The organism is Bradyrhizobium sp. Pha-3 (assembly GCF_042258615.1).
Lineage (GTDB): Bacteria > Pseudomonadota > Alphaproteobacteria > Rhizobiales > Xanthobacteraceae > Bradyrhizobium.
Window position 1 is genome coordinate 5,418,311 of record NZ_CP170152.1, and the last position, 26,600, is coordinate 5,444,910.

Annotated in this window: 18 protein-coding genes; 9 read left to right on the plus strand and 9 right to left on the minus strand. The window is 66.3% G+C overall.

Annotated elements, in window-relative coordinates; genetic code table 11:
- Positions 1 to 61: 61 nt before the first annotated feature.
- A complete protein-coding gene (locus tag ACE10Z_RS25815; protein ID WP_375783274.1) occupies positions 62 to 1,303 on the minus strand; it encodes a DUF5666 domain-containing protein in 1,242 nt (413 codons plus the stop codon).
- The gene (locus ACE10Z_RS25820) at positions 1,300 to 2,175 is read right to left on the minus strand and encodes a DUF6502 family protein (RefSeq protein WP_375783275.1); all 876 of its coding nucleotides are present in this window, start codon (positions 2,173 to 2,175) and stop codon (positions 1,300 to 1,302) included. Before ACE10Z_RS25820 ends, ACE10Z_RS25815 begins: the two co-directional genes overlap by 4 nt.
- Positions 2,176 to 2,339: 164 nt before the next feature.
- Between ACE10Z_RS25820 and ACE10Z_RS25825 the strand changes: the two genes are divergently transcribed.
- The 6 genes from ACE10Z_RS25825 to ACE10Z_RS25850 all read left to right on the plus strand — a co-directional run bounded on the left by ACE10Z_RS25825 (position 2,340) and on the right by ACE10Z_RS25850 (position 8,669).
- The gene (locus tag ACE10Z_RS25825) at positions 2,340 to 2,774 is read left to right on the plus strand and encodes a hypothetical protein (protein WP_375783276.1); all 435 of its coding nucleotides are present in this window, start codon (positions 2,340 to 2,342) and stop codon (positions 2,772 to 2,774) included.
- 195 nt (positions 2,775 to 2,969) lie between these two features.
- Positions 2,970 to 3,236 (plus strand): hypothetical protein, encoded by a 267-nt coding sequence (locus ACE10Z_RS25830; RefSeq protein WP_375783277.1) that lies wholly within the window; start codon positions 2,970 to 2,972, stop codon positions 3,234 to 3,236.
- Between the two features lie 17 nt (positions 3,237 to 3,253).
- The gene (locus ACE10Z_RS25835; protein WP_375783278.1) at positions 3,254 to 5,194 is read left to right on the plus strand and encodes a glycosyltransferase; all 1,941 of its coding nucleotides are present in this window, start codon (positions 3,254 to 3,256) and stop codon (positions 5,192 to 5,194) included.
- Between the two features lie 4 nt (positions 5,195 to 5,198).
- Positions 5,199 to 5,939 (plus strand): ABC transporter ATP-binding protein, encoded by a 741-nt coding sequence (locus tag ACE10Z_RS25840; protein WP_375783279.1) that lies wholly within the window; start codon positions 5,199 to 5,201, stop codon positions 5,937 to 5,939.
- Entirely contained in the window at positions 5,936 to 7,351 is a 1,416-nt protein-coding gene (locus tag ACE10Z_RS25845) for a glycosyltransferase family 4 protein (RefSeq protein ID WP_375783280.1), read from the plus strand. Before ACE10Z_RS25840 ends, ACE10Z_RS25845 begins: the two co-directional genes overlap by 4 nt.
- A 7-nt stretch (positions 7,352 to 7,358) precedes the next feature.
- Complete coding sequence (locus tag ACE10Z_RS25850; protein ID WP_375783281.1) at positions 7,359 to 8,669, plus strand: O-antigen ligase family protein; 1,311 nt, start codon at positions 7,359 to 7,361, stop codon at positions 8,667 to 8,669.
- A 237-nt stretch (positions 8,670 to 8,906) separates the two neighbouring features.
- On the opposite strand, the gene ACE10Z_RS25855 is transcribed toward ACE10Z_RS25850, so the two are convergent.
- A complete protein-coding gene (locus ACE10Z_RS25855) occupies positions 8,907 to 10,142 on the minus strand; it encodes an ABC transporter substrate-binding protein (protein WP_375783282.1) in 1,236 nt (411 codons plus the stop codon).
- Positions 10,143 to 10,302: 160 nt separating this feature from the next.
- Between ACE10Z_RS25855 and ACE10Z_RS25860 the strand changes: the two genes are divergently transcribed.
- Positions 10,303 to 12,456, plus strand: coding sequence for a carbamoyltransferase C-terminal domain-containing protein (locus tag ACE10Z_RS25860; protein ID WP_375783283.1), 2,154 nt, complete (start codon positions 10,303 to 10,305; stop codon positions 12,454 to 12,456).
- Here ACE10Z_RS25860 and ACE10Z_RS25865 read toward each other — a convergent pair.
- The 5 genes from ACE10Z_RS25865 to ACE10Z_RS25885 all read right to left on the minus strand — a co-directional run bounded on the left by ACE10Z_RS25865 (position 12,416) and on the right by ACE10Z_RS25885 (position 19,748).
- A complete protein-coding gene (locus ACE10Z_RS25865; protein WP_375783284.1) occupies positions 12,416 to 13,351 on the minus strand; it encodes a DMT family transporter in 936 nt (311 codons plus the stop codon). The two genes, ACE10Z_RS25860 and ACE10Z_RS25865, sit on opposite strands and share 41 nt — an antisense overlap.
- Before the next feature lie 84 nt (positions 13,352 to 13,435).
- Positions 13,436 to 14,305: an NAD(P)-dependent oxidoreductase gene (locus tag ACE10Z_RS25870; protein ID WP_375783285.1), complete on the minus strand. Its 870-nt coding sequence runs from the start codon at positions 14,303 to 14,305 to the stop codon at positions 13,436 to 13,438.
- Positions 14,306 to 14,308: 3 nt separating this feature from the next.
- A protein-coding gene (gene prfB, locus ACE10Z_RS25875; RefSeq protein ID WP_143046567.1) for a peptide chain release factor 2 occupies positions 14,309 to 15,440 on the minus strand; the annotation gives its coding sequence in 2 pieces (ribosomal slippage) (positions 14,309 to 15,370 and positions 15,372 to 15,440; 1,131 coding nt in all).
- Positions 15,441 to 15,648: 208 nt separating this feature from the next.
- Entirely contained in the window at positions 15,649 to 18,150 is a 2,502-nt protein-coding gene (locus tag ACE10Z_RS25880) for a penicillin-binding protein 1A (protein ID WP_375783286.1), read from the minus strand.
- A gap of 287 nt (positions 18,151 to 18,437) precedes the next feature.
- Entirely contained in the window at positions 18,438 to 19,748 is a 1,311-nt protein-coding gene (locus tag ACE10Z_RS25885) for an N-acetylmuramoyl-L-alanine amidase (protein WP_375783287.1), read from the minus strand.
- 705 nt (positions 19,749 to 20,453) lie between these two features.
- Between ACE10Z_RS25885 and ACE10Z_RS25890 the strand changes: the two genes are divergently transcribed.
- Entirely contained in the window at positions 20,454 to 23,675 is a 3,222-nt protein-coding gene (locus ACE10Z_RS25890; protein WP_375783288.1) for an Rne/Rng family ribonuclease, read from the plus strand.
- A gap of 106 nt (positions 23,676 to 23,781) precedes the next feature.
- Entirely contained in the window at positions 23,782 to 25,014 is a 1,233-nt protein-coding gene (locus ACE10Z_RS25895; protein WP_375783289.1) for an NAD(P)/FAD-dependent oxidoreductase, read from the plus strand.
- 246 nt (positions 25,015 to 25,260) lie between these two features.
- Here the strand turns inward: ACE10Z_RS25895 and ACE10Z_RS25900 are convergent, their stop codons facing one another.
- Positions 25,261 to 26,595 carry a dicarboxylate/amino acid:cation symporter gene (locus tag ACE10Z_RS25900; protein WP_375783290.1) on the minus strand — a complete coding sequence of 445 codons (1,335 nt, stop codon included), beginning with the start codon at positions 26,593 to 26,595 and terminating at the stop codon, positions 25,261 to 25,263.
- Between the last annotated feature and the right edge of the window lie 5 nt (positions 26,596 to 26,600).

The following is a 26,600-nucleotide window of genomic DNA, read 5'->3' on the forward strand; positions in this document are numbered from 1 at the left end:
CCGCTCCGCACGTTCTGAAGCCGGCGCTGGCCCAGGCCCGCGCCGGTTTTGTTTTGTCGGATCAGCGGCGGCCACCGCCGCCCATGCCGCCGGGCGGCCCGCCGCCACCGAATCCACCGCCGGGCCCGAATGGACCACCGCCGCCGCCGCCACCCGGGCCGAATGGTCCGCCAGGCGAGCCGAAGCCGCCCGGACCTGGGCCGGTTGTTCCACCATTCAGCGGATCGGGCGCAGGACCGCCACCACCCTGCGGTCCGCCGCCGAGCGCACCAGATGGCCCACCGGGGCCGCCGCCACCGGGCGCGCCGCGCCCGCCCGGTCCGGATCCATGTCCCCCTGGCCCCGAGCCGCCGCCACCGGAGCCGCGGCCCGGCGTGCCGGGGCTCCGCACCGACGAGCCCGGGAATCTGGTGACCGATTGCACCGACTCGACACGCAGCTCGCGCGTCCCCGACAGCTGCGCGTTGACGACCACGCGCGTATCGGCGGCCGGCGAAAAGCGCGAGTGGTCGCGCGCGATGAAGCCGGAGCCGAGCTGCAGCTCATTGCCGACCCGGCGCACATAGGCCTCGATCAACAGCCGCTTGGCGCCGGTGAGATCGGAGAAGTCGTCGGCACGGCTGCGCGAGACCTGCATCACGCCCTGTGCAACGTTGCCTTCGGCCTGCACGCGCTGACCGACCAAACCCGCATCGACGCCGCTGAGCTTGAGCTCGCCGATCCGCAAGCTACCTGCGCGGTCGCGCTCCAGCGGTCCTGCGACGCGCATCGCGGCGTCATGACGCTCCTGCACCAGGCTTGCGACGACGACACCGTCGGTGCGGCGCAGCCCGAACACGGCGACATGCGCGCCGACCTTCAGCCAGTTCTCGCGGCCGCTCCAGGCGACCCTCTGGCCAAGCACCATCAGCTCGCCCGATTTCACCTGCTCGACCGGTCCGGTCACTTCGCTCGCCACGTCGATGCGCCTGGTCGACAGCGTACCGCCGGCATCGCGCTCGGCCACCACGCGTGCGAGCTGTCCGATCCGCAGCGCTTTGGCGCTCGCCGCCTCGCCGTCGATCCGGACCGGTACGTCGGCCGCATAGGAAACGCGCTCGCCATTGACGTAGATCGAACCGAACCGCTGGATCACGCCGACAATGCCGGTGCCACCGATGCCCTGATCGGAGCCGGTGATCCCGGTGCCGCCGATGCCCTGATCGTTGCCGCGCTTCTTGACCTGCGCGCCGGCGAGCGACGTTCCGGCGAGCCAGAAGCCGATCAGCAGCGCGCGACGGGAAATGACCGGCGGCCTTTTCATGCCGCACCGCCTTCGTCGGCATCGTCATCGACCGGGCCGTCCGGACCCTCGCGATAGATGTAGATGCCGAAATTCCAGCGGTAGTCGCCGCCCTTGTCCTTGGCCAAGGCGCGGTTGGCCTCGCGGTTGGCGACCTTCAGCGCCTCCATCGCGAGCTCGCGCGAGCGGCCCTCGAGCCGTTTTGCCAGTTTGGCCGACAGCCCGTCGTAATGTACCGCGCGTTCGAGGAAGCGCGGTGTCGCCGACGACACGTTCAGCTCGGCGGCGGCGACATGGTCGTGCAGATTACGGCCGAGATAATGCCATTTGCGGTCGTCGTCGCCATGCGGGACGAAGGCCTCCTCGACCAGCATGATCTCGTCATCGTCATTGATGGTGACGAGCTTGCGGTCGAGCCATTCGTCAAGCACCGCGCGCGGCCGCACGTCCTTGGTGATCGATTCGACCAGCGTCTCGAACGACGGCGCGCCGCCATCGGCGGTGCGCGGCAACGGCAGCGGATCGCCCTTGGCGTCGGTGAACTCGGGCGCGGCCAGCCAGCGCGCGATGATCGCGCTGGTGCGCGACAGCGTCGCCGGCACCGCATTGACCGGCGCGCCCGCGCCGCGCAGCCGCGCGACCTCCTTGCGGTGAATGCCGGTCAACAGGCTGACGCGGCTGTCGGTCTGCTCCTTGCCCTCGAGCGCGAAGTCGTGCTCGGCGACGTTGACGTAGAGTTCGCGCAACAGCTGGGTCAGCGCCGGAAATGTCATGCCGCCGCGGACGCAAAGCCGCACCAGCGGGCGCAGCATCCGCGCCAGCGGCGCGTGCAGCTTCGCTGCGGCGATCGGCGCGGACGATCCCGGCTTCGGCTTCGGGGGCTTGGCATTCATGCCTAAACTTTTAGCCGTCCGCTGCGTGGGACACAATCCCACCTTACTTGACGTGTGACATTTTCCCACTTATGGGAAACAAAAGTAACCTCCGGACACGGCGCGGCCTGCGGGCGCCGATGTCCCGGGTGTCCGGCACTGTCGCCATCGCTACGGACCGCTCCATGACGCCTGCCCGATTCGACCTTGCGATCGCGGAAGCCTGCCGGATCGCCCAGGTTCCCTACGAGGAATTCGTGTCGACGGTGATGGCGGGCAGCTATCCGTGCCTGCCGGGCGTGGCGCCCGGCTCACCGCGCCGCTTCGGCGAAACCGATCTGCTGACGCTGTACATCTATGGCCGCCTGCTCGCCTTCGGCTTCGGCGGCTTGCGCGCCGGTGAATATGCCAGCCGCGCGCATGCCGGCCTCACCGCCGAGCCACGCGCGAACTCGATCTCGATCGCGCTGACATCGGATGGCGGCAAGCGCGTCGTCATCGAGCAGGATCTGCAGCGGCCCGCAGCCGCGATGCTGCCCGAGCGGATCCATTTCGACACCGTGGCGATCCGCCGCCAGTTGCTGCCATCCACGGCCGGCAGCACGGCAGAGCCGGCGTGACACGTCGCTAGCACACCCGGCGCACTCGCCCCGCGCTGTCGCGGCGCGATCGCGCCGTCATGCGTGCCGATCCCTGCTTCTAAAAAAATCATCCACCGCCATACGTGGGACATAATCCCACATTTTAGTCCGGCACGATTGACGTGTGAATTTTTCCCACGTATCCAGAATCCATTCAGCAGGGAATCCGACGCAATGTCTCTTCGTTCGGCCCACGAAACCGGTTCGTCTTGCGAACCCGGTTCGTCTTTCGAACCCGGTTCGTTTCGCGAACCCGGTTCGTTTCGCGAACCCGGTCGGTTCGCCGCCACCGCCCTCCGTTTCACGCCACAGGCGCCCTTCTGCTTCACGCCGCAGGCGCCTTACGGCCCGATCGAGCCGGTGCTTCCGGCGCTGCTGCGCTCGCTGGTGTTCGCCGCCGCGCTGGCGCTGCCGTTCGTCGTCGCCCTGTTCGTCGCATGATCCGGATCGAGCCGCCCATGATTGGTCTCAACGCGCCGGCCCGGCGTCCGTCGGTGCTCCACATCTTCAAGGTCTACTACCCGGATCTGTTCGGCGGCACGCTGACGGTGATCCGCGACATCTGCGCCTCCCTGAAGGACACGTTCGACGCCGCCGTGCTGGTCTGCTCGCGCGCCGGCGGCGAGCGGCAGATCGTGATCAATGACGTTGCCGTCGAGCGCGTGCACTCGTTCGGCGACGTGCTGTCGCTGCCGGCGGCGCCGACCTATCCGTGGCGGCTGTGGCGCCGCATCGCCGAGCACGATCTGCTGGCGCTGCACGCGCCCTTCCCGCTGGCCGACCTCGTGTTCGCATTCGGGCTCGGCCGCGCGCGTCCGCTGGTCGTGCACTGGCACGCCGACATCGTCTCGCACGCAGCCTTGCGCTTCCTGGTCGAGCCGATGATGCGGCGAACCTTGCGCCGCGCCGCGGCGATCATCGTCTCCGATCCGGTGCTGATCGAAACCACGCCGCTGCTGCAGGAGTTTTCCGACAAGTGCCACGCCGTTCCGTTCGGCGTCGATGTCGAGAAGTATGACCGGCCCGCCGCGCAACCCGACGACGTCAACGCCCGCGGCCGCCTCGTCCTCGCTTGCGGCCGGCTGGTGCCCTACAAGGGCTTTGACGTACTGGTGCGCGCCGCCCACGCCCGCAATTTCGAGGTCTGGATCGTCGGCGAGGGCCGTGAGCGCGGCCATCTCGAGCAGCTGATCCGCGACTACGGCTTGCAGGACCGCGTCCGCCTGCTCGGCTCGGTGTCCGAGAGCGAACGCGTCAAGCTGATGCGCATCGCCGACGTCTTCGTGATGCCGTCGGTGACCAATGCGGAGACCTTCGGGCTGGCCCAGCTCGAGGCGATGGCGGCGAGCCGTCCGATCGTCAACACCGCGCTCGACACCGGCGTTCCGCATGTCGCCCGCGACGGCCTCGAGGCCATCACGGTGCCGCCCGGCGATCCCACCGCGCTCGCCGACGCCATCGAGACGCTGATCAACGACCCCGAGCGGCGCCGCCGCATGGGCCAGGCCGCGCGGCATCGCGCGATCACGAAATACTCAACCACAGCCTTCAAGGAGGGAGTAGAGACGGTGTACCGCAAGGTCGTGACCGAAGAGGCCGCCGCAAAGGACGCAGGGTCACTAGCCCCAGCCCCGCGCCCCCGAACGGCCGGTCTCGTCGGCGCGATCCAGATCGCGGCAGCGCTGGCCTGGTCAGACGTCCGCCATCGCTACGTCCGCTCCCTCCTTGGACCCTTCTGGATGTCGATCCAGATGGCGATCATGGTGGCCGTGCTCGGCTCGGTCATCGGCCATCTCTCCAACGCCAGCGCGGTGGCGCGGCTGCCGATGCTGGCGGCGAGCCTCACCGCCTGGACCTTCCTCAACAGCGTCGTGCTCGACGCCACCACCGCGCTGCAGGGCTCGGCCAGCCTGATCAAGGATCGCGCGCTGCCGCCGGTGATCTTCCTGCTGCAATGTACCTTCCGCCAGGCGCTGTTCGCGGCCCACAACGCGGTCGTGCCGCTGGTCCTGTGGCTCGCGCTGACGCCGCGGGATGTTGGCGGTGCGATCGCCGCCCTGCCCGGCCTCGTGCTGTTCGTCATCTGCACGCTCGGCGTCAGCCTCGTGCTCGGCGCGCTGGCGACGCGCTACCGCGACATCAAGCCAATCATCGAGTCCTCGCTGACGCTGGCCTTCCTGGCTTCGCCGATCATCTGGACGCCCGAGATGATCGATCGCGGCTCCACGGTGATGCGGCTCAATCCGCTGACGCATCTCTTCGCAATCTGGCGCGACCCGCTGGCATCGGGCCATGTCGCGATGACGAGCGTGATCTATGTGCTGGCCTGCCTTGCTTTGCTCGCGGTCGCGGCGATCGTGACGGTCGCTCAGTTGCGCAAAGCGGCATTCTGGATCTAGCAACATGGCAAGCATCCACCTCAGCGACGTCTGCCTCGATTATCCGCTGTACGGCGCCTACGACTTTTCGCTGAAGCGCCGCGTGCTCGGCCGCCTGTTCCGCCAGAGCAGCGAGATGCGCACCATCCGCGCGGTCGACAACATCTCGATCGAGGCGAAGGCCGGGGCCCGCATCGGTCTCGCCGGGCCGAACGGCTCCGGCAAGTCCACTTTGCTGCGGCTGATCGCCGGCGTGTTTCCGGCAACCAGCGGCGAGGTCCAGATTTCCGGCAACATCGTGCCGCTGCTTGGCCTCGGCGCCGGCGTCAATCTCGATTTCGTCGCCGCCGACAATATCAACCTGCTGCTGCGGATCTCCGGCCGCAAGCCGACGCCGGCGATCCTGGACGAGATTTGGGCGTTCACGGAACTGGAGGCACGGATGCAGCGGCTGCCGCTGCGCATGTTCTCCTCGGGCATGCTGATGCGCGTGCTGTTCGCGACCGCGACCGCCTTTCCCGCCGACATCCTGCTGCTCGACGAATGGCTCAGCGTTGTCGACGAGAATTTCTCGGCCAAGGCCGAGCAGCGGCTGCGCAAGATGGTCGAAGCCGCGGCGATCGTGATCATCGCCTCGCACGACCAGGGGCTGCTGCGCCGGACCTGCAACCGCATCGTCAATCTCGACCACGGCCGCATCACCAGCACCGTTGCGCTGGATCCGCCCGTCCCGCATCACCTCGAGCTCAGAGAAATAAGCGCATGACAAAGATCCTGGTCGTCAGCGAGGCGCTCGGCGAACCCAACCACAAGCGCGGCATCTTCCATTTCACGCGCGAACTGATCCGCTCGCTGGCCGGCGACGGCCACGAGCTGACGCTGCTGGTCGAGACCACGCGCCGCTACCGCAAGCTGCGCCAGCGCCAGCAGCGCACAAGGCTGCTGCCTGACGGCTCGCGGCTGATCGAGCTGCTCGCGCTCTATCGTTTCCTCGACGAGGCCGATATGAATGCGCCTGTCATGCGCAGCAGCGGCGGCCTGCGCCGCACCGTCGACTGGTTCCGCGGCAAGCTGCGCGGCGCGACCTCGCGGGAGTTCGCGGTCAGCTTCCTGCGCGCGGTCCATTTGCTGCCGGCCGGCATCAGCCTGATCGAGAACCACGCCGAAGGCCTCGAATACATCCCGACCGATTTGCGCCATCTCAAGCTGTTCGGCGACTTCCTGCTCGAGCCCGGCTTCTACAGCTATCAGGACACCTCGGCGCTGCTGCAGCTGCCGCCGCCGCGGGTCGATGCGCGCGGCTACGACGTCATCCTCGTCGACACGCCGACGCGGGTCGCGATCCAGCGCAAGCGCGGCGCCAAGGTGATCTGCGTCGTGCATGACCTGCTGCCGCTCACCGACCTCAAGCTCAGCGACGTCGCGACCCGGCTGTTCCTGTCGCGGCTGTTCACCAGCCTGCAACAGGCCGATGAGCTCGCCTTCGTCTCGAATTACAGCCTGGGCCGGTTCCGCGCCCTGCTGCCGCAGTTCGCGCATCTGCCGGCGCGGGTGGTCTATCCCCGCACCAGGTTCGATGCACAGGCGCTGCTGGCAACCGGTGCGCCGAGCGGACGGCCGTACTTCGTCGTGATCGTCTCCGCCGAGCCGCGCAAGAACCTCGCCGCGGTCATCCGCGCCTTCCGCAAATTGCCGCAGGCCGACCTCGTCGTGATCGGCTACACCGGCGCGCCCAGCCTGACCCGCAATGCGCCGCCCAATGTCCGCTTTTCCGGCTATGTCGAGGAACACGAGAAGGCCGCCTTGATTGCCGATTCTTATGGTCTGATCATGCCGAGCCTCGCCGAGGGCTTCGGCGTACCAATCATCGAGGCGCTGGCGGCGAACACGCCGGTGCTGTGCTCCGACATCGCCGTGTTCCGCGAGGTCGCGGGCGAACTCGCCGATTATTTCGACCCGTTCTCGATCGAGTCCATCGGCGCCTCGGTCACCCGGGTTCTGGCGGAGCAGGAGCAATGGCGGAGCAAGATCCGCGCGCGGCGAGCCGAGCTCGCCGAGCGCTTCGGCCACCATACCCAGGCCCGCGACCTGCTGTCCCATAGGGTTGCGACGGAAAGCGTGACCTCGGTGCCGACGGCGTCCGCCACGATGGCGGCATTCAACGGCGCTACCGTATAGGCCGGTCATGACCACCGAGTTCCACGCGTTCGGCGGCGCCGTCAAGCCTGCACTACGATGGCGCGACCGCGTCCGTGCCTGGTCAGGCTCGGCCGCCTATGCCCGGACGACAGACGTCCTGATCGTGCTCGCTGCGGCCTCGCTGCCATGGTCGACGACGGCGCTTGCCGTCTTCATTCTGCTGTGGCTCGTCGCCGTGATCCCGACCATCGACTGGGAGCAGTTCATTCTCGACCTCGCGCAGCCGGCCTTTGCATTGCCGCTCGCGCTGGTCGCGCTGGCCGTGATCGGCGTGGCATGGTCGGAGGCGGGCTGGGCCGAACGGTTGCAAGGCATCAAGCCGCTCGGCAAGCTGCTGCTGCTGCCGTTCCTGCTCGGCTACTTCCAGCGCTCGCAGCGCGGGTTTTGGGGGTTCTTAGCTTTCCTGGTGTCGTGCACGCTGCTGATGATCCTGTCCTGGATCGTGCTGGCGCTGCCGCAGCTCAAGCTCGCGCACACTGCGTCCGACGGTGTGCCGGTCAAGAACTACCTCGACCAGAGCCAGGGGTTCGCGCTGTGCGCCTTTGCGCTGGCGCTGCCGGCGCTGACCGCGCTGCGGGAGCGGCAATGGCGCATCGCAGCCGGCGCCATCGCGCTCATGCTGCTGTTCGTCGTCAACATGCTCTACGTCGTCTCGGCGCGGACCGCGCTGGTCACCATGCCGGTGCTGTTGATCCTGTTCGCTTCGCTGCATTTGTCCCGGCGCGCCACGCGGCTGCTGTTCGCCGGTGTCGCGCTGGCGAGCCTGCTGGTGTGGACGACGTCACCCTATCTTCGTCAACGCATCGCCGACGTCGGTATCGAGTATCGCGCGCACGATACGTCCGGGATCGCCTCCACCGCGCAGCGCCTGACCTATTGGCGGAAGTCGGTGAAATTCATCACCGAGGCGCCGCTGCTCGGCCACGGCACCGGCGCGATCAAGCACATGTTTACGCTGGATGCGACAGGACAAACCGGCCTGGACGCCGAGGTGATCAACAACCCGCACAACCAGACCTTCAATGTCGCGATCCAGTGGGGGCTGATCGGCATCCTGCTGCTTTACGCGATGTGGATCAGCCATGTCCGCCTGTTCGCCGGCCGCGATCTCGTGAACTGGATCGGCCTCGCCGTCGTCGTGCAGAACATCACGAGCTCGCTGCTGAACTCGCATCTGTCCGATTTTCACGAGGGCTGGATGTATGTGATCGGCGTCGGCGTCGCCGGCGGCATGACGCTGCGCGCCCGCCGGCCCGAGAATATCCTGGCTAGCACCACCGCGGCACACCCGGGATGATGCGAGAGGTGCGAAAAACCCCGACGGGCAGCTCGAAATCGTAGGATGAGTGGAGCGCAGCCATCCCCATCGTCGTCCTGGCGAAAGCCAGGACCCATTGCCCCAAATGGTCATTGCTGCGCGACGCTGCGGCCCCAATCCCTCTCACAATCATATGCGATGATTATGGGTCCTGGCTTTCGCCAAGACGACGGCAGTGTTTGCTGCACCGGCAACGCCTTCATGACCACCAACCACCTATCGCGTCGCGTCGTGCCCGACCTCTCCCGTGATGACGTCGCCGAACAGCTCCCACGCTTCGCCGTTGAACCGCATCAACTGCATCTGCTCGATCGGGTAATAGTCGTCGGGCGAGGTGTTGACCATGATGCCCGGCAGCATCAGGTCGGAGTGGAAGTCCTTCAAATTGGCCGCCTGCTTCATGACGTTCTCGCGGGTGAGATTGTCGCCGCATTGCTTCAGCACCTGCACCATGGCCTCAGACTGCACATAGCCATAGACGTTGTTGAAATTGGCCTTGTCCCCCTCAGGATAGTATTTGTCCATGAAGCCGCGCCACTGCACGACCGCGGGGTCCTTGTCCCAGGTTGGGTCGGTCGGATCCTTCAGGTATTGGGTCGAGATGATGCCCTTGGCATATTCGAGCCCCGCCGGCTTCAGCACCGAGGCGACCGTGGTCGCGGTGTTGGCGAGGAAGAACTTCGGCTTCCAACCGAGCTCGCCCACTTTGCGGATCGCCTGCGCCGATCCCTTCGGCGCCGCCCAGGAGAAGAAGATGTCGGCGCCGGAATCGTGCAGCGCGACGATCTGCGAATCGATCGAGGGATCGGAGACCTCGTAGGACTTGTCGGCGATGATCATGCCCGCTTTGTCGCCGAGCCCGTCCTTCAGGCCCTTGAACTGATCCTTGCCGGCGTCGTCATTCTGCCAGAACACCGCGATCTTGCTGTCGGGGAATTTGTCGCGAATGTATTTCGCATAGATGCGACCCTCGCTCTGGTAGTTGGGCTGAAAGCCCATCGTCCAGGGGAAGTTCTTGGGGTCGCCGAATTTCGTGCCGCCGGACGCAACGAACAATTGCGGCACTTTCTTGGCATTCATGTACTTCATGATTGCCGAATTCGACGGCGTGCCCAGTGCCTGGAAGATCAGCAGCACCTCGTCGCTCTCGACCAGCTTGCGCGCCTGCTCGATCGCCTTCGGCGGCGAATAGGCATCGTCGTAGCTGATGAAGCTGATCTTGCGGCCATTGATGCCGCCCTGCTCGTTGATCATCTTGAAGAACGCAGCCTCGGTCTTGCCGATCACGCCGTAGGACGACGCCGGGCCGCTATACGGCATGATGTTGCCGATCTTGATTTCGCCATCACTTGCGCCGGGATCGTATTTCTTCTGTGCTGTGGCCGAGGTCGCGATCAGTGCGGCACTTGCGAAGGCCGCGATCGCGCCAATATATCCAGAACGAGCCGGCATCGTTTTCTCCCCGATTTTTGTCGTTGGTTTTGGCGGCAAGTCTCGCAAGAGACGCATGTGCTGGCAAGCGCCGGGTTTTTCCGTTGGGCGAAACGGCATTGTTGCCTGGCGCTATTTATGATGAAAGTCGATCTGGGGATCACGAGTCGAGGCGTTCTGATTGCGTAAACCGGACATTCGTACCGGTCCGCGGCATCCGCGTATTGCGGCCGTGGGCTATGAGATCACGCGCCGCCTCAGCGAACCCGCGCTGGCGAAGCGTGGCCTGCACAAGGTCAATGGCGAGTTCGCGCAACGCACGATCGCATCGATCCGCGAGAAGCTGCAGCGCGGCGAGACCGTCTACATCGCCGGCCTCGCCTGCCCGGGCACGCACAACACCGGCGTTGCACTGGTCGAGGTCACACAGAAGGACGGACCGCGCCTGATCGTCAACAACGAGGAAGAGCGCTTTTCCGGAAACAAACACACCAACGAGTTTCCGCAACACGCGCTCGACGACATGCGCCAGGTGCTGCAGCGGATGGGCCGCGACATCGGCGACATCGCGGCCTTCGTCACGACGTGGGACTATCCGGCGCTGATGGCGATGCTGATCCGCACCTCGTTCGAGGAAGCGCCGGCCAGCTTCAAATTGCTGCGCGCGCCGGTCGCGCCCGCGATCAAGCTGCGGCACATGGACCAGGTGCGGCGCATCTCGCGCAAGCTCGGCAACATGTACGGGCTCGGAGAACAGCTGCCGCTGATCTGCATGCCGCATCACGACAATCATGCCTGGTACTCGTTCACGGCCTCGCCCTTCGCCGACACGGGCGAGCGTGTTGCGATTGCGGTGCTCGACGGCACCGGCGACGTCGGCTCGATCTCGCTTTATGTTGCCGAGAACGGCGAGATGAAGCAGCTCTATTGCAATGAGAGCCTGTTCGACTCGCTCGGTGCTTTCTACACAGTGATCTCGTCGAGCCAAGGCGGCTGGACCTGGCTCTCCAGCGAGGGCCGCTACATGGGCGCCGCCGCCTGGGGCGACATGAACCGCGCCACCAATCCCTATTACCAGCGCCTGAAGGCGGTGCTGCAGCTCGGGCCCAACGGCAGCGTGCAGCTCAATCGCGCGATGGCCAATTGGTATGCCGATCCCGCCGACAATCCCTATCATCAGCCGTTGATCGATATTCTCGGCCCGCCGCTGCGGCCCGACCAGCTGTGGAATCCCGATGCCGTGCTGCGCGTCGAAGACATCCATCACCGTCCCGACACCAAGGACCGCGTCGACAGGGCCGCGGCAACGCAATTGGTGCTCGAGGACGCGATGATCCATGTCATCGATCATCTCCTCCGCATCACCGGTACCGACCGCCTGGTGCTGACCGGCGGTGTGGCGCTGAACGCGCTCGGCAACATGCGGCTGCTGGAGCATTTCGACGAGGCGTGGTTCGAACGCGTGCAGCAGCGCAAGACCCGGCTGCACATGTGGGTGCCGCCGGTGCCCGGCGATCCCGGCGTGCCGATCGGTGCGGCCTGGCTGTTCGCGCACATGGCGGGCGCTGCGCGCGGTGCGCCGCTGTCGCACGCATTCTATTGCGGCCTGCCGCCCTCGAACGCCGACATCACCGCGGCGCTGCGCGCCGACGACGTCGCCTCGACCGAGATCGGCAATGTCGCGACATCCGAAGGGCGCGATGCGATCGCCGATCTGATGGCCAGCATGGTGGCGCAAGGCGGCGTGATCGCGATCTATCAGGGCGCGGCCGAGACCGGACCGCGGGCGCTCGGCCATCGCTCGATCCTCGCCAACCCCTGCGATCCTGAAGTCCGCGAACGGCTCAACGAGCGCGTCAAGTATCGCGAGGCGATCCGGCCGCTGGCGCCGATGGCGACGCTGCAGGCGGCACGCGACTATTTCGAGCTGGAAGACGGCGCATCCGACGCCGACTACAACGCCTACAACTACATGGTGCTCACGGCGCATTCGAAGCCGGCGGCCCGCGAGAAGATTCCCGCCGTGGTGCATGCCGACGGCACCGGCCGCATCCAGATCGTGCGCGAGGCCGACGATCCCCTCACCTACGCCTATCTGAAGGCGCTCGGCCGCCATATCGGCGTCGAGATGTCGGTCAACACCTCGTTCAATGTCGCGGGCCCGATCGCGCAGACGCCGGCGCAGGCGATGGACACGCTGCGCCGCTCCAGGGGGCTCGATGCCGTGGTGCTGGTCGCCGACGACGGCACCGCTTACGCCGCCTGGCACGGCGGCGAGCGCGACAGCGGCCGCTTCACCGGCTGGTATGCGGCGTGGAAGCAGGCGCGCGGCTGAACCAGGTCAAGACGCGCCCGTCGATCAGGAGCAGCGCGCTGGCGATCACGAGCGCGCCGATCACCTCGCGCGGCGCGACCGGCTCGCCGAGCACGAGATATCCGAGCAGCATCGCGGTGACCGGAAGCAGCAGCGTCACCAGCATCACATTGGTCGCGCCGGAGCGCTGCAGGATCTGAAAGAACACGATATAGGCCAGCGCCGTCGACAGCGCCGCGAGCCCGAGCACGGCGAGCCACGTCACCGGATGCGGCATCGGCAACAGCCAGGGTCGCTCGGCCACACCGGCGACGACCGCCATCATGACGCTGGAGGCCATCATCTGGAACGTCGCCGTGCCCAGCGCCGGCACGCGCTGCGGCAGCCGCCGCCCGACCAGCGCCGCGATCCCGTAGCTGAAGGCGCCGGCGAGGCACAGCAGGATGCCGATGCCCTGCCTGCTCTCGAAGCCGAGCGCATCACCATGCAGGATCGCGACCCCGATCAGCCCGACCACCACGCCCGCTACGCGGCGCGCCTGCAGCCGCTCCTCGCCGGCCGCCGCCATCACGACCACCGCAAACAGCGGCGTCGTCGCATTGAGGATCGAGGCCAGCCCGCTCGGAACATAGGTCTGCCCGAACACGATCAGCGAGAACGGCAGCGCGTTGTTGAACAGCCCCATCGCGGCGAACGGCGCCCAGCCGGCCAGGCCACGCGGGAATTCGATCTTCCGGGCCCGCAGCAGCGGCAGCAGGATGAGCGCGCCGAGCACGACGCGCAGCAGCACCAAGGTCAGCGGCGGCAACTCGCGCAGGATGACGCCATTGAAGAAGAACGAGCCGCCCCACAGCACCGACAGAAATAGAAGCAGTCCCCAGTCGCGGCGATCGATCCTGTTGTCGGCGGAAGGCATGGCGGGCACTCAACTGCGCTGGCGCAGATGCCTAGCCGGGCGCGGCGGCGCTGGCCACCCGATTTCCGCGAATGGCGGCTCCGCCTATTTCGGTCGCGACACGATCTCGATCATCTGGCCTTCGTCGGCGTCGGGCGCATGCGCCTTGGCCTTGTCGTAGGCGGTGAGCGCGGCGCGGCTCACGGGCACGCCGGGCAGCAGCGTCTCGGCAAGCCGCACGGCGTAGTCGGCATCCTTGTGGCGCAGCGCCGCCGTGAACGACGCGCCGGAGAAGTTGCGGTCGATCATCCGCCTCGAGTGGCGGATCACCTGCGGACTCGCGACTGCGCCGGTCGCGAGCGCCTCGGCCACCAATTGCATGTCGAGGCCGGCCTGCTCGGCGATCGCAACGCCCTCGGCGAGGCTTGCGATCTGCACTGCACCGATCAGATTGTTGATCAGCTTGAACACGGTGCCGGTGCCGACCGCACCGAAATGTCGGATCGTGCTGCCGATCGGGGCGAGGAACGGCTGCGCCCGTTCGAGATCGGCCGGATCAGCCCCGACCAGCAGCGTCAGCTTGCCGCTAGCTGCCGCCTCCGGCAGCCCGGTAACGGGACAATCGATGTAGATCAGACCGCGGGTGCGCAGCTCGCGCGCCATATCCAGCGTGTGCTGATACGAAACCGTGGAGCATTCGATCGCGAGCGTGCCGGCCTTCATGGTGGCGGCGGCGCCGTCCCGGGTCAGCCAGACCGCGCGCGATGCCTCATCGTCGGCGACCATGGTCACGACGGCATCGGCATCGATCGCGGCATCCTCCGGCGAAGTCGCCCAGAGCGCGCCGCGCGCGATCAAATCCTCGGCCTTGGCCTTGCTCCGGTTCCACACCGCGACGGTGAAGCCGGCATCGAGATAGCGGCCGGCCATGCCGTGGCCCATGCGTCCCAATCCGATGAAAGCGACGCGCGGCATGAGCTAATCCACATCCTCGACGGAGCCGGGCCCGGTGCCGAAGGCACGCTGCGCCAAGGTCGCCGCCATGAATTCATCGAGGTCGCCGTCGAGCACCCCCGAGGTGTCGGAGGTCTGCACGCCGGTGCGCAAATCCTTCACCATCTGGTAGGGCTGCAAGACGTAAGAACGGATCTGGTGACCCCAGCCGATCTCGGTCTTTGCGGCCTGATCGGCAGCAGCCTGCTCCTCGCGCTTCTTCAGCTCCATCTCATAAAGCCGCGCGCGCAGCATGTCCCAGGCCTGCGCCCGGTTCTTGTGCTGGGAGCGGCCGGCCTGGCAGACCACCGCGATGCCGGTCGGAATGTGCGTCAGGCGCACCGCGGACTCGGTCTTGTTGACGTGCTGACCGCCGGCGCCGCCCGACCGCATCGTGTCGGTGCGGACATCGGCCTCCTTGATCTCGATCTTGATCGAGTCGTCGATCACGGGGAAAATCTGCACCGACGAAAACGACGTGTGCCGCCGCGCGTTGGAATCGAACGGCGAGATGCGCACCAGGCGATGCACGCCGGCCTCGGTCTTCAGCCAGCCATAGGCATTGTGGCCGGAGATCTGGATGGTGGCGGACTTGATGCCAGCCTCTTCACCCTGCGACTCCTCGAGGAACTCGATCTTGAAGCCGTGCTTCTCCGCCCAGCGCGTGTACATGCGCAGCAGCATCTGCGCCCAGTCCTGGCTCTCGGTGCCGCCGGCGCCGGCATGGACTTCGAGATAGGAATCGAACTTGTCGGCCTCGCCTGAAAGCAGCGCTTCCAGCTCGCGCCGCGCGACCTCCTTCTTGAGGTCCTTGAGCGCCTTCTCGGCCTCGGCGACCACGGCCGCATCGTTCTCGGCCTCGCCGAGCTCGATCATGCCGATATTATCCTCGAGCTCGCGCTCGACCTTGCCGATGCCCGAGAGCGCGTCCTCCAGCGAGGTGCGCTCCTGCATCAGCCGCTGGGCCTTCTGGGGATCGTTCCAGAGATTGGGATCTTCAGCGAGCTTGTTCAGCTCAGCGAGGCGTGCCGTCGATTGTTCGACGTCAAAGATGCCTCCTCAGCAGCCCGACTGACTGCTTGATCTCTTCAACAAGGCGTTCGATTTCCGCGCGCATGGTCTTTCAGGTGTTGGTGAAAAAGCTTGCCGGGGATGTAGCGACCGGCGCGGCAAAGCGCAATCGGCTTGGCCGCGCTATCCCGGCGATTTGGATCGGCCAGCCGCTAGAGCCATTTCCGTTCCGATTGGATCGGAACGGGGCTCTAGGTTTTTGTTTTGACGCGTTTTCTTCACGCGAACCGGCATCCACTTCGCTTGAAAACGCTCTAGTACAGCCCCCCGGTTCCCGGCCGCATGAAGAAGCCGCCGTCCGGCTGCCCACCACTCTGCGACGGCTGCGGACCGGGTGCAGGGCCGCGGCCATCGGCATCGGCGACACCGATCACCGAGTAGTTGTCCGGCGGCGCGGTGCCCGGCTTGAAGGCTTCGAGGATGGTGTTGCCGCCATCGCCCGGGCCGGCCCGCATGCCGGTCTTGGCGTCGACGCGGATCAGCTTGATGCCGGCCGGAACCTTGAACGGGGTCGGCGGCTTGTCGGCGAGCGCGAGCTTGAGGAAGTCGCGGGCGATCGGCGCCGCGACGTGACCGCCGGTGGCGGTGCGGCCGAGATTGCGTGGCTTGTCGTAGCCCATGTAGACGCCGACTGCGAGATCCGGCGAGAAGCCGACGAACCAGACGTCCTTCTCGTCATTCGTTGTACCGGTCTTGCCGGCGATCGGCTTGCCGACCTCCCTCACGACGGTCGCGGTGCCGCGCTGGACCACGCCTTCCATCATCTCGGTGATCTGGTAGGCCGTCATCGGATCGAGCACCTGCTCGCGGCGGTCGACGAGCTGCGGCTCCGGCTGGCTCTTCCAGCCCCCGGGCGCGTCGCAGCCGCGGCATTCGCGGGTGTCGTGCTTGAAGATGGTATGGCCGTAGCGGTCCTGGATGCGATCGATCAGCGTCGGCTTCACGCGACGGCCGCCATTGGCGAACATCGAGTACGCCGTGACCATGCGCATGACGGTCGTTTCACCGGCACCCAGCGCATACGACAGATAGTTCGGCAGCTCGTCATAGACGCCGAAGCGTTTTGCATACTCGCCGACCAGCGGCATGCCGATGTCCTGCGCAAGCCGCACCGTCACGGTGTTGAGCGAGCGCTGCAGCGCGTTGCGCAGCGTGGTCGGGCCGTAATATTTGCCGGTCGAATAGTTCTCCGGACGCCACACGCCTGCGCCCTGCCCCTGATCGATCTCGATCGGCGCGTCGATCACGGTGGTCGACGGCGTATAGCCGTTGTCCAGTGCCGACGAATACACGATCGGCTTGAACGACGATCCGGGCTGCCGGTAGGCCTGCGTCGCGCGGTTGAACTGGCTCTGGTCGAACGAGAAGCCGCCGACCATCGCGAGCACGCGGCCGGTCCACGGATCCATCGCCACCATGGCGCCCGACACTTCAGGCAATTGCCGCAGGCGATACTGGCCCTCAACCGCAGTGCCTTCCTTGGTCACCAGCGGGTCGGCATAGATCACGTCGCCGGGCTGCAGCACCTGCGAGACCGCCGTCGGCGCCTTGCCCTTGCTCTTGGCCCAGCGCACGCCGTCGATCGTGATGATGCCGGTCTGCCGCTCCTTGCTCACCGCGCCGCCGAGTTCGCGGCCCGGCTGGAAGCCGATCCGTGCCGACTGATCGCTGGTCTCCAGCACGACCGCCATCCGCCATGGCGAGACGTCGGAGAGCGATTTGACGTCGGCAAGCTTGACGCCCCAGTCGCCGGACACGTCGAGCTTGTGCAGCGCCCCGCGCCAGCCCTGCGCCTCGTCGTAATTGACGAGACCTGCGACCATGGTCTTGCGCGCCATCACCTGGATCTTGGGATCCAGCGTGGTACGGACCGACAGACCGCCCTCATAGAGTTTCTTCTCGCCGTAGCGCTCGAAGATGTCGCGGCGGACTTCCTCGGCGAAATATTCGCCGGCGAAGATGTGCGCGCCGTTCGAGCGGCTGGTGACATTGAGCGGGTCCTTGCGCGCCTTGTCGGCGTCGGCCTGCTTGATCCAGCCGTTCTCCAGCAGGCGATCGATCACATAGTTGCGGCGCTCGATGGCGCGGTCACGGTTGCGGACCGGATGCAGCGCGGCCGGCGCCTTCGGCAGCGAGGCGAGATAGGACGCTTCCGCGATCGTCAGCTCGTTGACCGACTTGTCGAAGTAGACCAGCGAGGCGGCCGCGATGCCGTAAGCGCCGAGCCCGAGATAGATCTCGTTCAGATAGAGCTCGAGGATGCGGTCCTTGGAATAGGCGCGCTCGATGCGCATCGCCAGCAAGGCTTCCTTGATCTTGCGCGCGAACGAGACTTCGTTCGTCAGCAGGAAGTTCTTCGCGACCTGCTGGGTGATGGTCGAGGCCCCCTGCGGGCGGCGGTTGGAGCCGTAGTTCTGCGCGTAGACGATCGCAGCGCGCGCCATGCCCTGATAGTCGATGCCGCCGTGCTCGTAGAAGTTCTTGTCTTCGGCAGCGAGGAACGCGTTGATCACGAGCTTCGGCACTGCCTGGATCGGCAGATAAAGCCGGCGCTCCTTGGAGTATTCGCCGAGCAGCGCGCCGTCGGCGGCATGCACGCGGGTCATCACCGGCGGCTCGTAGTCCTGAAGCTGCGAGTAGTCGGGCAGATCCTTGGAGAAATGCCAGATGGCGCCGGCGACGGCGGCGACACCGACCAGGAACACGACGGTTCCGGCGGCGAACAAGAAACCCATGAACCGCACGAGCAGGCGCATTATCGACGTTCCGTTCCTACCCTCCGGCGCTCAATCGTCAGAAGCGCCTGTCCAAAAGTGCGAAGCCTCACATAACGAAGCCTCACACAACGAAGGCTCACATAGCGAGGCCGGCCTTTACATCGAAGCTTTGGCCCAGCGAGCCGCCTTGCGCACGCGAATATATACAAGAGCCGCCGGACAATATGGTCGATTCTGCGGACCTGCGGTCCTTTGTCTATAGCGTCGCCGCTGTGGCCAAACTAGGGCTTCCGCGCAACGGCCCCCGGCTTTTCAGCCGGCCAATTTCACTTTGCCGGTCCGGCGGTTGCCAGCCGTTTGGCGAAGAACGTGTCGATCGCCTGGACCATCGATCCGACGGCCTTGTTGCGCCAGTTCTCGGAGACCAGATGCTCGAGGTCGCCCTTGTTGGAGACGTAGCCGATTTCCACCAGAACGGACGGCACGTCGGGCGCCTTCAGCACCCGGAAGCCGGCCGATTTCAGTGGATGCTTGTGCATCCGCACCGTGGTCTTCATCTCGTCCATCAGGAGACGGGCGAAGCGGTTGGAGAACGTCTTGGTCTCGCGCTGCGCGAGGTCGATCAGGATGTCGGCGACCTCGGTCGGCTCGTCGGTCAGGTTCACGCCGGCGATCGCGTCGGCCTTGTTTTCCGCTTCCGCCAGCCGCTCGGCCTCGGCGTCGGAAGCCTTGTCCGACACCGTGTAGATCGTGGCGCCCTGCGCGTCGCCCTCGCGGCGCGGCAAGGCATCGGCGTGGATCGAGACAAACAGCGCCGCAGATTGCGAGCGGGCGATCTTCACCCGGTCGTTGAGCGGGATGAAGGTGTCGTCGGACCGGGTCATGACCACCCTATATTTGCCCGACTTCTCGATCCGGTCGCGCAGGGCAAGGCCAAAGCCCAGCACCAGGTTCTTCTCGGTCTGGTCGCCGGACTGGGTGCCGTTGTCGATGCCGCCGTGACCTGGATCGATCACGATCAGCGGGCGCGAGTCGGTGGTCGCAACCGGTGGCAATGCCGCCGTGGTGACGGCGGGGATGCTCGCCGTGTTGCCTTCGGAGATCGCGGGCTTCAATTCGGGCCGGCTCTCCGGCGCGAGCGACTGTACAAAGCTGGTGCGATCGACCTGCTCGAAATCCAGCACCAGCCGCGGCGGCTGGCCGTTGGCGGCATCGAGCACGTAGGAATTGGCGATCTTCACCGGGCCGGTCATGTCGAACACGATCCGGGAGCCGCCGGGCATCACGAGGCCATAGCGGAACGCCTTCACCAATCCCCGCGCCGCCGAGCCGGTGCCTGCAGCGAGCTGGAAATTGACCTGCGGGATATCGACCACGACACGGTAGGGGTCGGCCAACGGGAAGGCGCGAAACTCGATCTTGCGGTCGAGATCGAGGATGAATCGGGTCTGCTTGTCGTCGCCGGCAAGCCTGGCGCCGGATGCGACCGGGAAATCCGGAGCACTGGCCGCCGGCGCTGGCTGGCCGTCCGGTGGTCCCTCGGCCGCGCTCGGAGCGCTGGCCACGGCAAGCGCCAATGCTGCAGCGCACAACAGCCCGCATCCCAGGAAAACAAGGTGTTTTGCGCGGTTCTCCACCCGATTCGGAGCCTCCCAGCTGCTTCTTACCGCATTAGAACCACACGGTTAATCGCACCCTAATGACGCGCGGACGAAAAGAGCCGAGTGTTGCGGCGGCGTGACGCTTCCCTTGCACGCGGCGGGCAATCCACGTATGTACGGAGTGCTGACGGCTAGTACTCCCGGTTGTGTCGCGTTCAGCCTCTTGGTGCAGCGGTGGAACCTTCCAAGTCGAAGATCCCGCCGTGTTTTTCCGGTCCCTCCCCAGCCAGCGCCGCGCGCGGCTGACACGGAGTGGCGGATTCAAGCCCGAGCGGCGTCCGGTCCCAGACACACTCCCTCGCCAGAGGGACGGTTTGAGACACGGCGTAACCGATTATCCGGCCCCTTGGGGCCTCGATATGCGATGGCCGGCAGGCGCTTCGGCGCCAGGCGGGGCCTTCAGCAAAAGATACGGCGGTAATTTTCGCCGCCAACATGTTTAGACGGGCCGACGCTTAATGCGCCAGACTGCATTGCCGACCAGGATCCCCCGAATGCTCGCGCTGACGCGAGGTGAAAACTTCGCACGTCGCATCACCCCGGTGGGTTCCCGTCCGGCGCTGCGCCGCGAGACGCGTTTTGGCCTTCCCCTCACCCCCGAATCAGGTGGACCGTCGCGTCACCGGGCGGCGCAGTTTGCGCGCGCCATGATCCGCGCCCGCCGCCGTCAAGAGCTCCAAAATGCCCAACAAGATGTTGATCGATGCCACCCACCCGGAAGAGACCCGGGTCGTCGTGGTCCGTGGCAATCGCGTCGAAGAGTTTGATTTCGAGACCGCCCAGCGCAAACAACTGCGCGGCAACATTTACCTCGCCAAGGTCACGCGCGTAGAGCCGTCGCTGCAGGCTGCCTTCATCGAGTATGGCGGCAACCGTCACGGCTTCCTGGCCTTCAGCGAAATCCATCCCGACTACTATCAGATCCCGGTCGCCGACCGTCAGGCGCTGATCGAGGCCGACGAGCGCGCCCATCGCGAGGCCGAGGAAGAGCACGAGAACCGCGGCCATCGCCGCCGGTCGCGCCATCGCAATGCCCGCCGCCGCGGCCATGGCGACCGTGTCCAGAGCGAGGTGATCGAGGGTGCCGCCGACGCGCAGGCGCTGCCGGCAGCCGAGGCTCACGAACATCCAGTCGATGCCGAGCATCATGAACATGATGCCGGGCATCACGAGCACGGCGTGGTCGCCTATGAAGGGCACGAGCATGAGGCGCATGATCATGCGCATCATGACGACCATGAGCATCACCACGATCATGGGCATGGGCATCACCATGACCATGGTCACGACGATCATGGCCACGATGATCACGCTCATGACCACCATGACCACGATCATGTGCACGATCACGACCACGCCCCCGTAGCGAGCGAGGCAGCGGCCGCCGAAGCCCCATCCGACCCCGTCGTCGCGGTGGTCGAAGCCTCCGTTGCGTCAGCCGCGCCGGAATTCGTCGAGACCGCCGAGGTCAATCATGAGCCCGAGCGGACCCATGAGGAGCAGGTCGCGGAAAACACCGCGCATGCCGACGACGCGCCGCATGGGGTTGCCGACGACGTTCACGCCGCGGCCGATGAGCACGCCGTTGCCGACTACGCAACGCTTGCGGACGGAGCCGCGCTCGAGGCTCGGCATGGCGACGATGCCGGCGAAGACGATGACGAGGATGACGGCGAGGAAGGCGAGGAAGAGGATGTCGTCGAGTCCGTCGGCGGCGACGACGTGCTCGAGGAGGTTCCGGAGCGCGCGTTCCGCCCCCGTCGCCAGTACAAGATCCAGGAAGTGATCAAGCGCCGGCAGGTGATGCTGGTGCAGGTCGTCAAGGAAGAGCGCGGCAACAAGGGCGCCGCGCTGACCACCTATCTGTCGCTCGCCGGCCGCTATGCCGTGCTGATGCCCAACACCGCGCGTGGCGGCGGCATCAGCCGCAAGATCACCTCCGCCCAGGACCGCTCGCGGCTGAAGGAAGTGGTGCAGGACCTCGACGTGCCCGAGGGCATGGGGATCATCCTGCGCACCGCCGGCGCCTCCCGCAGCAAGCCGGAGATCAAGCGCGACTTCGAGTACCTGATCCGGATGTGGGAGACGGTGCGCGACCTGACCTTGAAGTCGCAAGCCCCGACCCTGGTCTACGAGGAAGGCTCGCTGATCAAGCGCTCGCTGCGCGACCTCTACAACAAGGAAATCGACGAGATCCAGGTGGCGGGCGAAGCCGGCTACCGCGAAGCGCGCGACTTCATGAAGATGCTGATGCCGGCCAATGTGCGCGCGGTGAAGCAATATCGCGACGGCCAGCCGCTGTTCTCGCGCATGGGCGTCGAAAGCCAGCTCGACGCGATGTTCTCGCCGACGGTGCAATTGCGCTCCGGCGGCTACATCGTGATCAACCAGACCGAGGCGCTGGTCTCGATCGACGTCAACTCCGGACGCGCCACGCGCGAGCACCATATCGAGGACACCGCGCTCAAGACCAATTTGGAAGCCGCCGAAGAAGTCGCGCGTCAATTGCGTTTGCGTGACCTCGCGGGCCTGATCGTCATCGACTTCATCGACATGGACGAGAAGCGCAACAACCGCGCGGTCGAGCGCAAGCTGTCCGACTGCCTGCGCCAGGACCGTGCGCGGATCCAGGTCGGCCGCATCTCGCATTTCGGCCTCTTGGAAATGTCGCGGCAGCGCATCCGCGCCAGCGTGCTGGAGAGCTCGACCGAGCCCTGCCCGCAATGCGGCGGGAGCGGCCACGTCCGCTCCGTCTCATCGGTGGCGCTACAGCTCCTGCGCGGCATCGAGGAAATCCTGATGAAGGGCGCGACCCACAATCTGGTGGTCCGCACCCGCACCGACGTCGCGCTCTACGTACTCAACCACAAGCGCGGCCATCTGCGCGACCTCGAGGACTCCTTCCGCGTCTCGCTGTCGATCGTCGCCGACGCCACGGTGCACGGCCAGCAATCCTACATCATCGATCGCGGCGAGCAGGTGCATACGCTCGAAGCCGCCAAGGCGCTGCTTGCTGCGCAAGCTGCCGCTGCGCCGGCGCAGGTCGATGAGCCGGATGACGAGGAAGAGCTGTTCGAATATGAGGCCGAGATCGAGACCGACGAGACCGAAGGGCTCGTCGACGACCGGGCGGCCGGCGAGGAAGCAGGCGCCGCTGAGGGCGAAGGCGACGGTCAGCGCCGCAAGCGCCGCCGCCGGCGCCGCGGCCGCGGTGGCAGCGAAGCGCGCGAAGGCGCTACGCAGCCGCGCGAGGACGGCGATCTGATGCATGTCCTGCCCGATGGCACCGAGGTGGTTGCCGCGGGCGAAGCGGAAGGCGATGAGGACGAAGGCGACGAAGCCCAGGGCGCTGCCCGCGACGACCAGGCCGGCAACGGCGATCGCCGCCCGCGGCGCCGCGGACGTCGTGGCGGCCGCCGGCGGCGCGGCACTGGCGGACCGGAAGACGGTCTCGCCGGATCGATCTCCGATGAGCTGAGCCCGGTGGCAGCACCTGAAGCCACCGACGCGGTCGCCGATTTCGACAGCCACGACGCGGAACCGGCTCCCTCGCTCGCGCAGCCCGAGCTGTTTGCGCAGCCGACGGAATGGCAGCCGATCGAGGCCGCGCCGGTTGAGGCGATCGCGGCGCCCGAGCCCGAACCCGTTGCAGCACCTGCTGCCGAGGACACGGCCGAAAGCGACCGCGCGCAGCGGCGCCGCTCGACGGTGCGCGAAAAGGTCAGCTTCGCGTCGAGCCCGCAGCCCGAGGCCGCGGCGCTGGCTCAGAGCCCGGCGGAGGAACCTACCCCCGCCCCTGAACCCGCGGCCGCTGCCCCGCAGCCCGCACCGGACGCCGCCACGGCCGAGGCTCCGGCCCGCAAGGGCTGGTGGTCGCGCCGCTTCGGCGGCGGCGGCAACTAGCGCCACCTGGAAGTCAAAACGCCCGGTTCACGCCGGGCGTTTTTATTGGACAGGCCATCCGTTCGTCAGGCGCCGGCGTGACGGAGCCTGACGGAGACGGATCCCAATGCAAAGCGCGATCGTTCTTGGCGGCGGCATGGTGGGCGTCAGCACGGCGCTGCACCTGCAACGCCGCGGCTGGTCGGTGACGCTCGTCGATCGCAAGGAACCGGGCCGCGAAACCAGCTACGGCAATGCCGGCATCATTCAGAGCGAGGCGGTGCGGCCCTATCCGATGCCGCGCGATCCAGCCACGCTCGCCAGGATCGCGATGGGACGCACCAACGACGTGCGCTATCGCCTGGCATCGTTGCCCCGGCACGCCGGACCGCTGCTGCGTTATTGGTGGAACTCGACGCCCGAGCGGCACCGCGAAGCCACCATCGCCTGGGCGCGCCTGATCGCCTACGCCACGGCAGAGCACGACACGCTGATCCGCGATGCGCACGCCGACAATCTGATCCGCCGCGCCGGCTATCGCCTGCTGCATCGCGACCCGGCGGCACTGGAGCAGGCGATCGCAGTCGCCGAAGAGAACCAGCGTGATTTCGGCGTGCAGTTTCGCGTGCTTGACGGCAGCGAACTCGCCAGGGCCGAGCCATTGCTGCGCGACGACTTGCCCGGCGCCATTCACTGGCTCGGGCCGTGGACTGTGTCGGACCCCGGCGGTCTTGTCTCGGCCTATGCCGGATTGTTCGAGCGTCTCGGCGGCACGCTGCTGCGCGGCGACGCGCAGACGTTGACGGAGACCGCAACCGGCTGGTCGGTCGACACCACCGGCGGCCGGATCGATGCCGCCCACGTCGTGGTCACGCTCGGGCCGTGGTCACCGCAATTGCTGCGCAAGTTCGGCTACCGGATCCCGCTGGTGCGCAAGCGCGGCTACCATATGCACTATCAGGGCGGCCGCTCGCTCGACCTGCCGCTGGTCGACACCGCGAATGGATATGCGATGGCGCCGATGGCCAAGGGGATCCGCATCACGACCGGCGCGGAGCTGACCAGTCCCGATGCGCCGGCGACGCCGATCCAGCTTGGTTACGCCGAAGCGGCGGCACGCGAGTTTATCGAGATCGGCAGCCGCGTCGAGCCCGAGCCCTGGTTCGGCACCCGCCCCTGCACCACCGACATGCTGCCGGTGCTCGGGCCGGCGCCGCGCCATCGCGGGCTGTGGGTGAATTTCGGTCACGGCCATCAGGGCTTCACGCTCGGCCCGGCGACGGCGCGGGTGCTGGCCGAAACGATGAACGGCGAGGCATCCACCGTGGATACCTCGCCGTATCGGCTGGATCGCTTCTGACGTCGAGCTAAGGCGGGATGCGTTTTGGTTGAATCGGCTTGGCGCGGTCTCGGTTCACCTCTCCCCGTTGGGGAGAGGTCGGGTTGCTCTCGGCGATGCGAAGCATCGTCCGGTGCAATCCGGGTGAGGGCTCTTGCTCTCTCGATAGACCGTAACCCCTCACCCGATTTGCTGCGCAAATCGACCTCTCCCAAGGGAGAGGTGAACTTGCGACGCCGTTCGAGCTCAACCTAATCCCATCAGGCTTTAGTCCGTCGTCAGTGCGGTCTCCAGGTCGGTCGGGTCGATCTGCCGGGCGAGATTGGCATTGAGCTTGTCGCGGTCGAGCTCGCCCTCCCACCAGGCGACGATCACACAGGCGACGCCGTTGCCGCACAGATTGGTCAGCGCGCGGCACTCGCTCATGAACTTGTCGATGCCGAGCACGATCGCCATGCCCGGCACGAGCCGCGGATCGACCACCGCAAGCGTTGCCGCCAGCGTGATGAAGCCCGCGCCGGTGATCCCGGAGGCGCCCTTCGAGGTCAGCATCGCCACCACCAGGATCGTGAGCTGCTGACTGAACGAGAGGTCGTAGCCCAGCGCCTGCGCGATGAACAACGTCGCCAGCGTCATGTAGATGTTGGTGCCGTCGAGGTTGAACGAATAGCCCGTGGGCACCACGAGGCCGACCACCGACTTCGAGCAGCCGAGACGTTCGAGCTTCTCCATCAATGACGGCAGCGCGCTCTCGGAGGACGAGGTGCCGAGCACGATCAACAGTTCGTCCTTGATGTAGGCCAGGAACCTGAAGATCGAGAACCCGGCGATCCGCGCGATGATGCCGAGCACCACGAAGACGAACAGCGCGGCGGTCAGATAGAACGTCGCGATCAGCCCCATCAGATTGAGGATCGCGCCGGTGCCGAACTTGCCGATGGTGAAGGCCATCGCGCCGAACGCACCGATCGGCGCCGCCCGCATCACGATCGAGATCACGCCGAACACCGCATGCGCGGCGTCGTCGATGAACGAGCGGATGGTGTGGCCGCGCTCGCCGAGGCCCATGATTGCAAAGCCGAACAGCACCGAGAACAGCAGCACCTGCAGAATCTCGCCCTGCGCGAAGGCGCCGACGACGGTGTCCGGAATGATGTGCAGCACGAAGTCGACGCTCTTCTGCGCCTCCGCCTGCTTGGCATAGCCGGCAACCGCCTGCGCGTTGGCCGCCGCATTGCCGAAGCCCGCGCCCGGCTTGACGATGTTGCCGATGAGCAAGCCGATCACCAGCGCGAAGGTCGAGACGACCTCGAAATAGACCAGCGCCTTGACGCCGATGCGGCCGACCTTTTTGGCATCCTGGATATGGGCAATGCCCGACACCACGGTGCAGAAGATGATCGGCGCGATCACCATCTTGATCAGCTTGATGAAGCCGTCGCCGAGCGCCTTGATCCACTCGTTGGTGGCAAGCGACGGCCAGAACGCGCCAACCAGGGCGCCGAGCACGATCGCGATCAGAACCTGGACATAGAGAATCTTGTACCACGGCTTGCCACCGGCGGACGCCGGTGAAGCCGTGGCAACGGTTGCCGTTGCCATGTGTC

What these genes read in the sequence shown, in the direction of transcription:
- ACE10Z_RS25840 (WP_375783279.1), top strand. Translation starts at nt 5,199, where the DNA reads ATGGCAAGCATCCACCTCAGCGACGTCTGCCTCGATTATCCGCTGTAC.
- ACE10Z_RS25850 (WP_375783281.1), top strand. Translation starts at nt 7,359, where the DNA reads ATGACCACCGAGTTCCACGCGTTCGGCGGCGCCGTCAAGCCTGCACTA.
- ACE10Z_RS25820 (WP_375783275.1), bottom strand. Translation starts at nt 2,175, where the DNA reads ATGAATGCCAAGCCCCCGAAGCCGAAGCCGGGATCGTCCGCGCCGATC.
- ACE10Z_RS25845 (WP_375783280.1), top strand. Translation starts at nt 5,936, where the DNA reads ATGACAAAGATCCTGGTCGTCAGCGAGGCGCTCGGCGAACCCAACCAC.
- ACE10Z_RS25900 (WP_375783290.1), bottom strand. Translation starts at nt 26,595, where the DNA reads ATGGCAACGGCAACCGTTGCCACGGCTTCACCGGCGTCCGCCGGTGGC.
- ACE10Z_RS25880 (WP_375783286.1), bottom strand. Translation starts at nt 18,150, where the DNA reads ATGCGCCTGCTCGTGCGGTTCATGGGTTTCTTGTTCGCCGCCGGAACC.
- ACE10Z_RS25890 (WP_375783288.1), top strand. Translation starts at nt 20,454, where the DNA reads ATGCCCAACAAGATGTTGATCGATGCCACCCACCCGGAAGAGACCCGG.
- ACE10Z_RS25855 (WP_375783282.1), bottom strand. Translation starts at nt 10,142, where the DNA reads ATGCCGGCTCGTTCTGGATATATTGGCGCGATCGCGGCCTTCGCAAGT.
- ACE10Z_RS25835 (WP_375783278.1), top strand. Translation starts at nt 3,254, where the DNA reads ATGATTGGTCTCAACGCGCCGGCCCGGCGTCCGTCGGTGCTCCACATC.
- ACE10Z_RS25830 (WP_375783277.1), top strand. Translation starts at nt 2,970, where the DNA reads ATGTCTCTTCGTTCGGCCCACGAAACCGGTTCGTCTTGCGAACCCGGT.
- ACE10Z_RS25895 (WP_375783289.1), top strand. Translation starts at nt 23,782, where the DNA reads ATGCAAAGCGCGATCGTTCTTGGCGGCGGCATGGTGGGCGTCAGCACG.
- ACE10Z_RS25865 (WP_375783284.1), bottom strand. Translation starts at nt 13,351, where the DNA reads ATGCCTTCCGCCGACAACAGGATCGATCGCCGCGACTGGGGACTGCTT.
- ACE10Z_RS25825 (WP_375783276.1), top strand. Translation starts at nt 2,340, where the DNA reads ATGACGCCTGCCCGATTCGACCTTGCGATCGCGGAAGCCTGCCGGATC.
- ACE10Z_RS25815 (WP_375783274.1), bottom strand. Translation starts at nt 1,303, where the DNA reads ATGAAAAGGCCGCCGGTCATTTCCCGTCGCGCGCTGCTGATCGGCTTC.
- ACE10Z_RS25870 (WP_375783285.1), bottom strand. Translation starts at nt 14,305, where the DNA reads ATGCCGCGCGTCGCTTTCATCGGATTGGGACGCATGGGCCACGGCATG.